This window comes from Streptomyces sp. NP-1717 (assembly GCF_022695985.1).
GTDB lineage: Bacteria > Actinomycetota > Actinomycetes > Streptomycetales > Streptomycetaceae > Streptomyces.
In genome coordinates this window covers 1-14,206 of sequence record NZ_JAAPBF010000190.1, presented here as the reverse complement: position 1 = coordinate 14,206, position 14,206 = coordinate 1, and the positions used below count along the sequence as shown (strand labels likewise).

11 protein-coding genes are annotated in these 14,206 nt (G+C 72.1%); 8 read left to right on the top strand and 3 right to left on the bottom strand.

All coding sequences use genetic code 11. The annotated features are described in order from the left end of the window. The 4 genes from GXP76_RS27715 to nudC all read left to right on the top strand — a co-directional run. A partial coding sequence (locus GXP76_RS27715) for a UrvD/REP family ATP-dependent DNA helicase (RefSeq protein WP_242574348.1) occupies positions 1-1,996 on the top strand: 1,996 nt, incomplete at its 5' end. Between the two features lie 134 nt (positions 1,997-2,130). Further along, the gene (locus GXP76_RS27710) at positions 2,131-5,733 is read left to right on the top strand and encodes an ATP-dependent DNA helicase (protein WP_242574347.1); all 3,603 of its coding nucleotides are present in this window, start codon (positions 2,131-2,133) and stop codon (positions 5,731-5,733) included. A 9-nt stretch (positions 5,734-5,742) separates the two neighbouring features. Beyond that, positions 5,743-7,149, top strand: a complete 1,407-nt coding sequence (locus GXP76_RS27705; RefSeq protein WP_242574346.1) for a dipeptidase — start codon at positions 5,743-5,745, stop codon at positions 7,147-7,149. Between the two features lie 37 nt (positions 7,150-7,186). Then, on the top strand, positions 7,187-8,137 hold the full coding sequence (gene nudC, locus GXP76_RS27700; RefSeq protein WP_242574345.1) for an NAD(+) diphosphatase: 951 nt from the start codon (positions 7,187-7,189) through the stop codon (positions 8,135-8,137). A gap of 92 nt (positions 8,138-8,229) precedes the next feature. On the opposite strand, the gene GXP76_RS27695 is transcribed toward nudC, so the two are convergent. Further along, entirely contained in the window at positions 8,230-8,472 is a 243-nt protein-coding gene (locus GXP76_RS27695) for a mycoredoxin (protein ID WP_242574344.1), read from the bottom strand. Between the two features lie 151 nt (positions 8,473-8,623). Here GXP76_RS27695 and GXP76_RS27690 point away from each other — a divergent pair, with 151 nt between their 5' ends. From GXP76_RS27690 to GXP76_RS27675, 4 genes are all read left to right on the top strand, one after another. Continuing rightward, positions 8,624-10,825 (top strand): ATP-dependent DNA helicase UvrD2, encoded by a 2,202-nt coding sequence (locus tag GXP76_RS27690; RefSeq protein ID WP_308354214.1) that lies wholly within the window; start codon positions 8,624-8,626, stop codon positions 10,823-10,825. A 154-nt stretch (positions 10,826-10,979) separates the two neighbouring features. Continuing rightward, a complete protein-coding gene (locus GXP76_RS27685; RefSeq protein ID WP_242574343.1) occupies positions 10,980-11,327 on the top strand; it encodes a hypothetical protein in 348 nt (115 codons plus the stop codon). A 170-nt stretch (positions 11,328-11,497) separates the two neighbouring features. Next, the gene (locus tag GXP76_RS27680; protein ID WP_078075193.1) at positions 11,498-11,866 is read left to right on the top strand and encodes a WhiB family transcriptional regulator; all 369 of its coding nucleotides are present in this window, start codon (positions 11,498-11,500) and stop codon (positions 11,864-11,866) included. Then, a complete protein-coding gene (locus GXP76_RS27675) occupies positions 11,863-12,186 on the top strand; it encodes a hypothetical protein (RefSeq protein ID WP_242574342.1) in 324 nt (107 codons plus the stop codon). Before GXP76_RS27680 ends, GXP76_RS27675 begins: the two co-directional genes overlap by 4 nt. A 108-nt stretch (positions 12,187-12,294) precedes the next feature. On the opposite strand, the gene GXP76_RS27670 is transcribed toward GXP76_RS27675, so the two are convergent. Further along, positions 12,295-13,689: an AarF/ABC1/UbiB kinase family protein gene (locus GXP76_RS27670; RefSeq protein ID WP_242574341.1), complete on the bottom strand. Its 1,395-nt coding sequence runs from the start codon at positions 13,687-13,689 to the stop codon at positions 12,295-12,297. A 41-nt stretch (positions 13,690-13,730) separates the two neighbouring features. Further along, positions 13,731-14,206, bottom strand: a 476-nt coding sequence (locus GXP76_RS27665; RefSeq protein ID WP_242574340.1) for a TOMM precursor leader peptide-binding protein, incomplete at its 5' end; no start/stop codon positions are given.

The following is a 14,206-nucleotide window of genomic DNA, read 5'->3' as shown; positions in this document are numbered from 1 at the left end:
CGACGCGCTGACGGGCTGGGCCGAACGGCGGCTCGGCGCGCCGGGAGTTGGAGCCGACGCCGACGCCGACGCCGACGCCGACGCCGACGCCGGTGTCGGTGTCGGTGTCGGTGTCGAGAGTGACTGGCTCGACGTCGAGACGGCGCTCACGCTGCTCACCTCGCCCCTCGGCGGCATGGACGCCGCCGACCTCCGCCGCCTCGGCCGCGCCCTGCGCGACGAGGAGCGGGCCGCTGGCAATCGCGTACCGCCGCCCTCCGACACACTGTTGGCCCGCGCCCTCGCCGAGCCGCAGCGGCTCGTCACACACGACCCCGCCCACGCGCGCGGCGCGCAGCGGCTCGGCGCGCTGCTCGCCAAGGCACGTGACCTGCTGGCGGGCGGCGGTACCGCCGAGGAGGCGCTCTGGGAGCTGTGGGACGGCACCCCCTGGCCCGCACGGCTTGAGCGCTCCGCTCTGCGGGGCGGAGCCGCGGGCCGTAACGCCGACCGTGATCTGGACGCCGTGTGCGCCCTGTTCGACGCCGCCGCCCGCGCCGAGGAACGCACCGGCGGGCGCGGAGCCCTCAACTTCCTTGAGGAGATCGACGCGCAGGACATCGCCGCCGACACCCTCAGCGGCAGGGCCGTACGACCCGACGCCGTCCGTCTGATGACCGCGCACCGCTCCAAGGGTCTGGAGTGGCGGCTCGTCGTCGTCGCGGGAGTCCAGGAGGGACTGTGGCCCGACCTCCGGCGGCGCGGCTCTCTATTGGAGGCGGACCGGATCGGCCGCGACGGTCTGGCCGAACCCCTCACTCCCGGCGCCCTCCTCACGGAGGAGCGACGTCTCTTCTACGTGGCGGCCACCCGCGCCCGCGAACGGCTCGTCGTCACCGCGGTCAAGGCACCCGCCGACGACGGCGACCAGCCGTCCCGCTTCCTCACCGAACTGGGCCCCGACCCCAAGGACGTCACCGGCCGGCCGCGCCGTCCGCTGGCCGTCGCCGCGCTCGTCGCCGAACTGCGCGCCACGACCGTCGACCCGCAGGTGTCGCCCGCGCTGCGCGACGCGGCGGCCCGCCGGCTCGCGCGGCTCGCCGCGCTCGCCGACGAGGAGGGCCAGCCGCTGGTCCCCGCCGCCCATCCGCACCGCTGGTGGGGTCTGTACGAGCCGACGCACAGCGCCGTACCCCTGCGCGACAGGGACCAGCCCGTCGCCCTGTCGGGCAGCGCGCTGGAACAGCTCGCCAACACCTGCGCGCTCCAGTGGTTCCTCGGGCGTGAGGTCAAGGCGGACGAACTGTCCACCGCCGCCCAGGGCTTCGGCAACGTCGTCCATGTCCTGGCCGACGAGGTGGCCTCCGGCCGCACCCCCGCCGACCTCGCCGTTCTCATGGAACGCCTGGACTCGGTATGGGACTCGCTCGCCTTCGACGCGCCCTGGAAGTCCCAGCAGGAGAAGCAGCACGCGCGCGTGGCGCTGGAACGCTTCCTTCGCTGGCACGTGATGGACCGCGCCGGGCGCACACCGGCCGCCACCGAGCACGCCTTCGACGTCACCCTTGAGGCCGGCGCCTACGAAGTACGCATCCGGGGCTCCATGGACCGCGTGGAGCAGGACGCCCAGGGGCGCGCCTACGTCGTGGACTTCAAGACCGGCAAAGCGGCTCCTACCAAGGAGGAGGTCGCGCACCACCCCCAGCTCGCCGTGTACCAGCTCGCGGTGGGGGAGGGCGCGGTGGACGAGGTCTTCGACGGGCGGCGGCCGGAGGCGGGCGGCGCCGAACTCGTACAGCTGCGGCAGGCGGCGCCCAAGAAGGAGGGCGGCGACGAACTGCCCAAGATCCAGGCGCAGGAGCCGCTCGCGGGCGAGTGGGTCGGCGATCTGCTCGCCACGGCGGCCGGGCGCGTACTGGACGAACGCTTCACACCGAGCACCGGCCAGCACTGCGCGCACTGTTCCTTCCGGGCGTCGTGCAGCGCGCGACCGGAGGGCCGGCAGATCGTGGAGTGAGCGCCGCGGGCCCCGTAACCGGGGCACGCGGGACCACCGCGACGGTGACGTCCGGCACCCGGGAGCCGTGACGTCCCGGTCTGCCGGATCTGTCCGTCGTTCTCCTGTCAGTGGTCCCCGATAGCCTCTCTGAAGTGTCCGCTCGTATCACCGACCCCGCCCAGCTCAACGAACTCCTCGGCATTCCCTTCACCCCGGAGCAGACGGCGTGCATCGTCGCACCGCCCGCCCCCCAGGTGATCGTCGCCGGAGCGGGCTCCGGCAAGACGACGGTGATGGCCGCGCGCGTGGTGTGGCTGGTGGGCACCGGCCAGGTGGCTCCCGAGCACGTCCTCGGCCTCACCTTCACCAACAAGGCGGCGGGCGAACTGGCCGAGCGGGTCCGCAAGGCGCTCGTACGGGCCGGGGTGACCGATCCCGATCTGCTCGACCAGGAGAACCCTCCGGGCGAGCCGCGCATCTCCACCTACCACGCGTTCGCCGGACAGCTCCTCACCGACCACGGCCTGCGGATCGGGCTGGAGCCGACCGCCCGGCTCCTCGCGGACGCCACGCGCTACCAACTCGCCGCGCGGGTGCTGAAGGAGGCCCCCGGCCCGTATCCCGCCCTGACCAGATCGTTCCCCGCCCTGGTCAGCGATCTGCTGGCGCTCGACGCCGAACTCGCCGAACATCTCGTCCCCACCGGCGAACTCGCCGCGTACGACACCGAACTGCTGCGCACGCTCGAAGGCACCCGGCTCACCAACGCCGACCTGCGCAAGGTGCCCGAGACCGCCACCGCCCGCCGTGAACTGCTCGATCTGGTGGGGCGGTACCGCGCGGCCAAGAGCTCACGCGACCTGCTCGACTTCGGTGACCAGATCGCCCTCTCCGCCGAACTGGCCCTCACCCGGCCCGAGGTCGGCCGCATCCTGCGCGACGAGTTCCGTGTCGTGCTGCTCGACGAGTACCAGGACACATCGGTCGCCCAACGCCTGCTCCTGTCGGGCCTCTTCGGCGGCGGCACCGGCCACGCGGTGACGGCCGTCGGCGACCCCTGCCAGGCGATCTACGGCTGGCGCGGCGCCTCCGTCGCCAACCTGGACGACTTCCCCTCCCACTTCCCGCACGCCGACGGCACGCCGGCCGCCCGCTTCTCGCTCAGCGAGAACCGCCGCAGCGGTGGCCGCCTGCTCGACCTCGCCAACGGCCTCGCCGGGCCGCTGCGCGCCATGCACGAAGGTGTGGAGGCGCTGCGGCCCGCGCCGGGCGCAGAACGCGACGGCATCGTGCGGTGCGCCCTCCTCCGTACCCACGCCGAGGAGCTGGACTGGCTCGCCGACTCCGTCGCGCATCTGGTGCGCACGGGCAAGGAGCCCGCCGAGATCGCGGTGCTGTGCCGCACCGCCGCCGACTTCCCCGCGATCCAGAGCGCGCTCGTCGCCCGCGACGTGCCCGTGGAGGTCGTCGGCCTGGCCGGACTGCTCCATCTCCCGGAGGTCGCCGACCTCGTGGCGATGTGCGAGGTCCTTCAGGACCCCGGCGCCAACGCCTCCCTGGTACGGCTGCTCACCGGCCCCCGCTGGCGCATCGGCCCCCGCGACCTCGCGCTCCTCGGCCGCCGCGCCCGGCTGCTGGTCCACCGCGCGAAGGGCGGATCCGACGAATCGGCCGACACCGACGAACGACTGGCGGCGGCGGTCGAGGGCACCGACCCCGCCGAGGTGATCTCGCTCGCGGACGCGCTCGACACGTTCCTGGAGTCGGCCGGCGGCAAGGACGACGGGCTGCCCTTCTCCGCCGCCGCGCGCGTCCGCTTCGCCCGGCTCGCGGCCGAACTGCGCGACCTGCGCCGCTCACTGGCCGACCCCCTGATGGACGTCCTGCACCGGGTCCTCGCCACCACCGGCCTGGAGGTCGAACTCTCGGCGTCCCCGCACGCCCTGGCCGCCCGGCGCCGCGAGACCCTGGGCAACTTCCTCGACACGGCGGCCTCTTTCGCGGCGCTCGACGGGGACGCCACGCTCCTCGCCTTCCTCGGCTTCCTCAGGACGGCGGCGCAGTACGAGAAGGGCCTGGACAACGCCCTGCCCGGCGGCGAGAACACGGTGAAGGTCCTCACCGCGCACAAGTCCAAGGGCCTGGAGTGGGATGTCGTGGCCGTCCCCGGCCTGGTCACCGGACAGTTCCCCAACAGCAAGGCGCGGGAGGCGTGGACGTCCCAGTCGAAGGTCCTGCCGCACGCCCTGCGCGGCGACGCCCCGACGCTCCCGGACGTTCCCGAGTGGGACGCCAGGGGCCTCAAGGGGTTCAAGGACGAGATGCGCGCCCATCAGCACACGGAGGAACTGCGCCTCGGCTACGTGACGTTCACCCGCCCCCGCTCACTGCTGCTCGGTTCGGGCCACTGGTGGGGCCCGACCCAGAAGCGCACCCGTGGCCCCTCGGCCTTCCTGCACGCCCTGTACGAGCACTGCGCGGCCGGTTTCGGCGAGATCGAGGCGTGGGCCGACGAGCCCCCGGAGTCCGAGGAGAACCCCGCGCTGCTGGCCGCGGACACGGCGCGGGCGTGGCCCCTGCCGCTGGACCCGGACTCCCTGGCCCGCCGCCGCACCGCCGCGGACACGGTCCTGGCCCACCTGGACGCGCTGACGGCGCCCGCCGGGGCGACGGACCAGCCGTACGACGAGCCTCCTCCCGAAGAGGACGCCCCGCCGCCGGACGACGTGTACGACGACCTGGCGGAGCCGTACGACTCCCAGGACCTGGCGGACTGGGACGACTGGGGGACCGAACGCGAGCACCCGAGGACGCCGGAGAGCACGGAGAACCCGGAGAGTCGGGAGAGCCCGGCCGCCCCCGCCGGCCCGGCCGACGTAACGGCGACGGCGGATCCCGCACGTCTGCCCGGCCCCCGACAGCCGGCCGGGGGCACACATCTCACCCCCGAGGAACGCCGCACGCTCGCCTCCTGGGACCGCGACCTCGACGCCCTCTCCGGAGAGCTGCTGCGCGCTCGCGCGCGCGTCCGTGACGTTCCCCTGCCGCCCTCGCTCTCCGCCTCCCAACTGCTGCGTCTCGCCGCCGACCCCGACGCCTTCGCCCAGGAACTGGCCCGCCCCATGCCCCGCCCGCCACAGCGTGGGGCACGCCGCGGCACCCGGTTCCACGCCTGGGTGGAGTCCAGATTCGACGAGCTGCCGCTCCCGATGCTCGGCCCGGACGAACTGCCCGGCGGAGACGCGGACGAGCCGGAGATCGCCGACGAACGCGATCTGGCGGCCCTCAAGGACGCCTTCGACCGCACCTCCTACGCCCGGCGCACGCCGTACCGCGTCGAGGCACCGTTCCAGCTCACCCTCGCCGGGCGCGTGATCCGGGGCCGTATCGACGCGGTGTACCGCGACGTTGACCCGGTGACGGACACCGTCACCTACGAGATCGTCGACTGGAAGACCGCCCGCGCCCGCACCGCGGACCCCCTCCAGCTCGCCGTCTACCGACTGGCCTGGGCCGAGCAGCACGGCATCGCGCCGGACGCGGTCACGGCCACCTTCCTCTACGTACGCAGCGGCGAGGCCGTACGCCCCCAGGGGCTGCCCGGACGCGCCGGACTGGAACGCATCCTCCTGTACGGCACCGAGCACGCGACCGTCCACGCGACCGATGACACCTCCGCCGGCTCCGGCGAACACATGCCGGAACAGCGCCCCGAACGGGGAACGGCAGACGAGACCACCCCCGGAGACGGATAGGCTCGATGTATGAGCGAGACCCCGGACAGCGCCGTCCGTACGCACACCCGTGACTACATCCGGTCCCACCGCGCGGCCTTCCTCGACGACCTCACCGAGTGGCTGCGCATCCCGTCCGTATCGGCGCAGCCCGACCACGACGCGGACGTACGGCGCAGCGCCGACTGGCTCGCGGCGAAACTCCGCGAGACCGGCTTCCCGGTCGCGGAGATCTGGGACACCCCCGGCGCCCCCGCCGTCTTCGCCGAGTGGCCCTCCGACGACCCCCACGCCCCGGTCGTCCTGGTCTACGGCCACCACGACGTGCAGCCCGCGGCCCGCGAGGACGGCTGGGGGAGCGACCCCTTCGAACCGGTCGTCCGGGACGGCCGGCTGTACGCGCGCGGCGCCGCCGACGACAAGGGGCAGGTGTTCTTCCACACACTCGGCGTCCGGGCGCACCTCGCCGCCACCGGCCGCGACAGCCCCGCCGTACACCTCAAACTGCTCGTCGAGGGCGAGGAGGAGTCCGGCTCTCCGCACTTCCGCGCGCTCGTCGAGCAGCGGGCCGCCCGCCTCGCCGCCGATGCCGTGATCGTCTCCGACACCGGCATGTGGTCCGCGGACACCCCCACCGTCTGCACCGGGATGCGCGGCCTCGCGGAGTGCGAGGTCGAGCTGTACGGCCCCGACCAGGACATCCACTCCGGCTCGTTCGGCGGGGCCGTGCCCAACCCGGCCACCGTCGCCGCCCGCCTCGTGGCCGCGCTGCACGACGAGGACGAGCGGGTCACCGTGCCCGGCTTCTACGACGGCGTCGCACCGCTCACCGAGGCGGAGCGCACACTCATCGCCGAACTGCCCTTCGACGAGGAGGCATGGCTGCGTACGGCCAAGTCGCACGGCACGCTCGGCGAGGCCGGCTACTCCACGCTGGAGCGCGTCTGGGCCCGTCCCACCGCCGAGGTCAACGGCATGGGAGGCGGCTATCAGGGCCCCGGCGGCAAGACGATCATCCCGTCGTCCGCGCGGCTGAAACTCTCCTTCCGGCTCGTCGGCGGCCAGGACCCGGACCGGATCGAGCGCGCCGTCGGTGACTGGATCGACGCCAGGATCCCGGCGGGAATCCGCCACAAGACCACCTTCGCCGCGGCCACCCGCCCCTGTCTGACCCCGCTGGACCACCCCGCGCTCCAGTCGCTCGTACGGGCCATGGGCCGCGCCTTCGACCGGAAGATCCGCTTCACCCGCGAAGGCGGCTCGGGACCGGCGGCCGACCTCCAGGACGTGCTCGCCGCACCCGTGCTGTTCCTCGGCGTCTCCGTACCGTCCGACGGCTGGCACGCGCCCGACGAGAAGGTCGGGATCGACCTCCTCATGAAGGGCGTGGAGACGACCGCCTACCTCTGGAGCGATCTCGCCGCCGCTCTCCGCTGAACAGACACCCATCCATCCGGGGGAGTTGGAAGTACCAGTGAGCACCACCACCAGCGGCGGAGAAACCGCCGCACACCGGCCGATCGTCCTGACCTCCGACAGTGGCATCGACCGGGCCGCGCACCACCGCCTCGACGAGGCTTGGCTGGCCGCCGCGTGGAGCCACCCGACGACGCGGGTCTTCGTGGTCTCCGCCGGCCAGGTGTTGATAGACGACACCCCCGACGGCCGCACCGAACTCGTCATGACCCCGGCCTTCGAGGCGCCCCTCACCGAGACCCACCGCTACTTCCTCGGTACGGACGCGGACGGAGTCAGCTACTTCGCTCTCCAGAAGGACACGCTGCCGGGCCGCATGGACCAGTCGGCACGCCCCGCGGGGCTGCGCGAGGCGGCGCTGCTGCTGTCCCCGCGCGACGCGGGCCTGATGGTCCACGCGGTCGCGCTGGAGAACTGGCAGCGGCTGCACCGCTTCTGCTCCCGCTGCGGCGAGCGCACGGTGATCGCGGCGGCCGGCCACATCCGCCGCTGCCCCGCGTGCGGCGCCGAGCACTACCCGCGCACCGACCCCGCCGTGATCATGCTCGTCACCGACGAGCAGGACCGCGCGCTCCTCGGCCGTCAGGTGCACTGGCCGGAGGGGCGGTTCTCGACGCTCGCGGGGTTCGTGGAGCCGGGGGAGTCGATCGAACAGTCCGTGGCCCGCGAGGTGTTCGAGGAGGCGGGCGTCACGGTCGGCGCCGTCGAGTACGTCGCGAGCCAGCCCTGGCCCTTCCCCTCCAGCCTGATGCTGGGCTTCATGGCCCGCGCCACCTCCTTCGAGATCACCGTGGACGGTGACGAGATCCAGGAGGCGCGCTGGTTCTCGCGCGACGACCTGCGGACCGCGATCGAGTCCGGCGAGGTCCTCCCGCCGTCGGGCATCTCGATCGCGGCACGGCTGACGGAGCTCTGGTACGGGAAGCCGCTGCCGAAGCCGCTGAACTGACCGGAAGCCGGCCGGAACGGGCCGGAACGCGCAGGAGCCCCCGCCGGCCGGCGGGGGCTCCTGCGGTGCCGCGCGTCCTGTCGTGCCCCGGGTCAGGCACCGACCTTCTGCTTGACCTGCGCGAGAGACGGATTCGTCAACGTCGACCCGTCGTCGAAGAGCAGGGTCGGGACGGTCTGGTTGCCGCCGTTCGCCTTCTCGACGAACGCCGCCGAATCCGGGTCGTGCTCGATGTTGATCTCGGTGTACGCGATGCCTTCGCGGTCCATCTGGCCCTTGAGCCGACGGCAGTATCCGCACCATGTGGTGCTGTACATCGTCACGGTCCCCGGCATGTCTTCTCGCGCTCCTCTGGCAGGCTCGAAATGTCTTCGCTGTGAGGAGAACGTACGTGACCTGGTCACCATTCCCGTACTTGTACGACCAACGTGACTCCCCTGTGGACAAGTGCCGCACCAGCCTCACGGGACCTGGCAGCATGGCGGGGTGACAGCAGCAACGCACTCCTCACTCTTCCCGCAGGATTCCGACGGCAGCCAGTTCGTGGCACCGCGGCGCGACGCCGACGCGGTGCTCGACGGGCTCGACCCCGAGCAGCGCGAGGTCGCGACGGCGCTGCACGGTCCGGTCTGCGTCCTGGCCGGTGCCGGCACGGGCAAGACGCGGGCGATCACCCACCGGATCGCGTACGGCGTGCGGGCCGGGATCCTCCAGCCCGCCAGCGTCCTCGCCGTCACCTTCACCAACCGGGCGGCCGGGGAGATGCGCGGACGGCTGCGCCAGCTCGGCGCGGGCGGTGTCCAGGCGCGTACGTTCCACTCGGCGGCGCTGCGACAGCTCCAGTACTTCTGGCCCAAGGTGGTCGGCGGTGAGCTGCCCCGGCTGCTGGAGCGCAAGGTCCAGCTGGTCGCGGAGTCGGCGGCCCGCTGCCGGATCCGGCTCGACCGCAACGAGCTGAGGGATGTCACCGGCGAGATCGAGTGGGCCAAGGTCACCCAGACCGTGCCCGCCGACTATCCGGCCGCCGTCGCCAAGTCCCACCGCGACGCCCCGCGCGACCCCGCGGAAATCGGCCAGATCTACGCGATGTACGAACAGCTGAAACGGGACAGGTCGGTGATCGACTTCGAGGACGTCCTGCTGCTCACCGTCGGCATCCTCCAGGACCGGCACGACATCGCCGACCAGATCCGCGGCCAGTACCAGCACTTCGTGGTGGACGAGTACCAGGACGTCAGCCCGCTCCAGCAGCGGCTCCTCGAACTGTGGATGGGAGACCGGGAGAACCTCTGCGTCGTCGGCGACGCCAGCCAGACGATCTACTCGTTCACCGGCGCCACTCCGGACCATCTGCTGAACTTCCGCACCCGCCACCCGAACGCGACGATGGTGAAGCTGGTCCGGGACTACCGCTCCACCCCCCAGGTCGTGCACCTGGCCAACGGCCTGCTGAATCAAGCCAGGGGCCGCGCCGCCGAGCACCGGCTGGAACTGATCTCCCAGCGCGACGCGGGCCCCGAGCCCGTCTACACGGAGTACGCGGACGAGCCGGCCGAGGCCGAGGGCACCGCGCGCCGCATCCGCGACCTCGTCGCCGCGGGTGTCCCCGCCGGTGAGATCGCCGTTCTCTACCGGATCAACGCCCAGTCGGAGGTCTACGAACAGGCTCTCGCCGACGCCGGGGTGCCCTACCAACTCCGGGGCGCCGAGCGGTTCTTCGAGCGCCAGGAGGTGCGGGAGGCGGGAGCCGCGCTGCGCGGCGCGGCCCGCTTCGGCGGCAACGACTCCCTGCTCGACGACGTGGTCGACCTGCCGTCGCAGGTGCGGGCCGTGCTCTCCACCAAGGGCTGGACCACCGAACCGCCCACGGGCTCCGGCGCCGTGCGGGACCGCTGGGAGTCGCTGGCGGCCCTCGTACGTCTCGCCGAGGACTTCGTACGGGCCAGGCCGGAGGCGACCCTCGGCGATCTGGTCACCGAGCTGGACGAGCGCGCCGCCGCCCAGCACGCCCCGACCGTCCAGGGCGTCACCCTCGCCTCGCTCCACGCCGCCAAGGGCCTGGAGTGGGACGCCGTGTTCCTGGTCGGCCTGACCGAGGGCATGATGCCGATCACGTACGCCAAGACCGACGAACAGGTCGAGGAGGAGCGCAGGCTCCTCTATGTCGGGGTCACCCGCGCCCGGCTGCACATCTCCCTGTCGTGGGCGCTCTCCAGGGCGCCCGGCGGCCGGGCCTCCCGGCGCCCCACCCGCTTCCTGAGCGGCCTGCGGCCCGGCTCGTCCGCCCCGGGAACGCGCGGCGCCGGCGCGGCGGCGGGCGGCGCGGCCGAGCGCGGCGGCCGGCGCAAGCGACGCGGGCCGGTGCTGTGCCGTGTCTGCGGCACGACGCTCACGGACGCGGGCGAGATGAAGCTGATGCGCTGCGAGGGCTGCCCCTCGGACATGGACGAGGGGCTGTACGAGCGGCTCCGCGAGTGGCGCTCCGACCAGGCGAAACAACTGGGTCAGCCCGCGTACTGCGTGTTCACCGACAAGACCCTGATGGCGATCGCCGAGTCCGTGCCGGGCGACGACGGCGAGCTCTCCAGGATCTCGGGCGTCGGCGGTCGGAAGCTGGAGCGCTTCGGAGCCGATGTCCTCGCCATCTGCGCAGGTGAGGAGCTTGCGGGGGAGGACGAGGAGAGCTGATACAAACTCGTCGAAAAAATAGTTTGCGCGCGCCCCGCGAATCACCATAGGTTCTTAACCACGGGAACAGCGGGCTTCTCCGAAGCCCCGTCCCCGTGCTCTACTTGTCCGAAGTGGTATCCGGATTTCGATACGCCGAGAGGAGGCGATTCCAGTGATCAGCATCAACAGCAGCTTCGTCAGCACCGTCAAAATGACCGATCGCTCGGTCGTCTCCGCCTGCTCGTTCGACGTGTCCCGCTCCGGGCTGCTCGCCACTGATGGAGCTCCGTTCATCGCCACCGGTCTGTCGGGCGTCCGCGCCGGCCGGATCAACCCCGTGGCTCTTCCTGTCACGGGCGGCAATGAGCGACCGAGCAAGGCACTGGCGGCAGAAGTAGCAGCGGCAGAGGCCAAGACCTATGCGCTCGCCGCAGCCGGTGCGGAAGCCAAGAAGCAGACCAAGCAGCACCACACGATGTGGGCCTTCCGTGGGCCTGAACCCTGGAGTGATCCAGCCTGATTCGATCAGGCAGGCGCCTTCAGGGCCGCGGAACCCCACCCGGGATCCGCGGCCCTTCTGTTTGTCCCGAACGGGACGGACGGAGCGAAGGGGCCTCGGGAAGAGAACCACCCGGTACCAGCCGACACCTGGCCAACAGGCCGGACCGAAAAGACGAGGAAGACACCACCGTGCAACTCGAAGCGCACGCCCCGTCCGTACCGCCTTCCGAAACGATCACCCCGCCCGGCCTCACGGAGGACTCCGCCTTGACCCCGCTCACCGCGCTCACCGCGCTCGACGACGCCATCGAGAACCTCGGCGTACCCGTTCCCTGCCGTGCCTACGACCCGGAGGTCTTCTTCGCGGAGTCCCCGGCCGACGTCGAGTACGCCAAGTCCCTCTGCCGCACCTGCCCGCTGATGGAGGCCTGCCTCGCCGGCGCCAAGGAGCGGCGTGAGCCGTGGGGTGTCTGGGGCGGCGAGCTCTTCATCCAGGGCGTGGTCGTCGCCCGCAAGCGGCCCCGTGGCCGTCCGCGCAAGAACCCGGTCGCGGCATGAACGCCATCGGCACCATCGACCGCCCTTTCACGCACGATCCCAAGAAGCAGGCCCCGATGACCTCTTCCCTGCGTGAGCCGTCCGGCTCCGCCACCACAGCTGTCAGTACCACCGGCGCGAGCGACTCGCGTCAGAACAGGACCCGCGAGATGCAACTCATCCCAGAAGCCATGGCACGCGCGCATATGACCGAGCGCCTGCGTGAAGCCGACGCGGAACGCCAGGCCGTGCGCCTGGTCGCCGCTCGGCGGATGCAGCGCCGCGCCGAGCGCGTGTCGATGCGCGCCCGCCGCGCGCTGGCCATGGCGGTCATGCACTGACCGCCATCGGCCGGGCGCCACAACGCCACGAGCCCTGAACGCTCTTGACGCGGGGGCCGGTCCTCAGGGACCGGCCCCCGCGGTGCGTTCGCCAAGCCCTGCCGGGTGTCACGCGCCCGCCTCGACCTCGGGCTCCTCCTCGTAGGCGTACTCCTCCGGCAGGAAGCCCGGCAGCCACCCCTCCAGCTCCTCGCGCAGCCGCACCGTGGCGTTGAGCTGGCACAGCACACCGATCGTGCTCAGCGTGACGCGGTGTATCAGCAGATACGCGGGCGGCAGGTTCAACTGCTTCCCCAACTGGTGGGCCGGGGACCGCGGGTCGGCTATTCGAGCCGCCTGCGTCCGCATCCAGCCGCGGCTGAAGGTGAACTCCTCCGCCTCCGCCGGCTCGATGATCGGCAACAGATACTCCAGCACCGCGTCCGGGTCGAGATCGATCGACTCCTTGACGAAGCCCTCCGTGCACAGCAGTTCGTACACCGCCTCGGCGTCGCCCTCCAGCGTCAGCCGCAGCGACTCCCCGATCGTCTCGGGCAGTCCGCCCGGCAGCCGGTCGACGGTGCCGAAGTCCAGTACACCGAGGCGCAGTTCACCCTCACCCCCCATGCCGTCCTCCCCGGCGTCGGCGGGCGGCAGCAGCCGGAAGTTGCCCGGGTGCGGATCCGCGTGCAGCAGCCCCGTACGCGCCGGGCCCGAGAAGAGGAACCGCGCCAGCAGCTGGCCCGCGCGGTCGCGCTGCTCGTCGGTGCCGTCGGCGATCACGTCCGCCATCGGTATGCCGTCGATCCACTCCGTGACCAGCACCTGTTCGCACTGGTGCACCACATCGGGCACCACCACGTCGGGATCGTCGGCGAACTCCTCGGCGTGCTCCCGCTGGGCCCGTGCCTCCAGCTCGTAGTCCAGCTCCTCCGACACCCGGTCGCGCAACTCCGTGATCAGGGGCTTCACATCCATGCCCGGGATCAGCGGACCCAGCAGCCGGGCGAACCGGCTCAGCTGCGCGAGGTCGGACAGCAGGGCCTCACCGGCTCCCGGGTACTGGACCTTGACGGCCACGTCCCGCCCGTCGTGCCACACCGCCCGGTGCACCTGGCCGATCGACGCGGCGGCCGACGGCTTCTCGTCGAACTCCAGGAACAGCTCACGCCAGTCCTCGCCGAGCCGCTCCGCCAGCACCTTGTGCACCGTGCTCGTCGGCATCGGAGGTGCCGCCTCCTGGAGCTTGGTGAGCGCCGCCCGATACGGCCCCGCCACCTCCTCGGGCAGCGCGGACTCGAACACGGACAGGGCCTGGCCGAACTTCATGGCCCCGCCCTTGAGCTCACCGAGCACCTTGAAGAGCTGGTCCGCCGTGCGCTGCTGGAGCTCGCGGCCGACGATCTCCGCGGACTTGCCGCCGATCCGCTTGCCAAGCCCCCACGTCGCACGACCGGCGAACCCCAGTGGCAGCGCGGCCAACTTGGCAGTTCGAGTGACCGCCTTCCGGGGAAGATCAGACATACGCCCCTCCAATTCCCAGACAGCCGGGCCGCCCATGGCGGTTACCGCACCATTGTGTCGTGTGGCGTCCCGGGCACTGTCATGCCCTCTCCCTCAGCTTCTCCGGCGGCCCCGCAGGGACAGGCCGGATGCGGCACGATCCGCTCCGAACGCCAGTCGAGCAGGGGAAGCGTGAGCTCCCAGCGCGCACCGGTGCTCGCCGGCAGCTCCCCGTCCAGGAAGGACAGCGCGTGGGCGGCGGTGAGACCGGCCACGGTGGTGGCGAGCCCCAGGTCACAGGCCGGTGTGACCGACGCCCGGCGCCCCGACCGCCACTGGGCCAGCATGAGCGGCCACCCCGGCTCCCGGCCGACCCGCTCCTCGGTCAGACAGCCCGCGCACGCCGTGCCGCCGGGCAGCACCAGCGGACCCACCACACCCGTGGCCTCCACAACCCCCGCGTAAAGATGGGGAGTCCCCGTGGTGATCCAGCGCTCGGCGGACGCCGGATCCGGCGCGTAGGCCCCGAGCCCGTCCC

Excerpts from the sequence above, each read along its gene's own strand:
- GXP76_RS27705 (WP_242574346.1), top strand. The coding sequence starts at position 5,743 with ATGAGCGAGACCCCGGACAGCGCCGTCCGTACGCACACCCGTGACTAC.
- GXP76_RS27695 (WP_242574344.1), bottom strand. The coding sequence starts at position 8,472 with ATGCCGGGGACCGTGACGATGTACAGCACCACATGGTGCGGATACTGC.
- GXP76_RS27675 (WP_242574342.1), top strand. The coding sequence starts at position 11,863 with ATGAACGCCATCGGCACCATCGACCGCCCTTTCACGCACGATCCCAAG.
- GXP76_RS27670 (WP_242574341.1), bottom strand. The coding sequence starts at position 13,689 with ATGTCTGATCTTCCCCGGAAGGCGGTCACTCGAACTGCCAAGTTGGCC.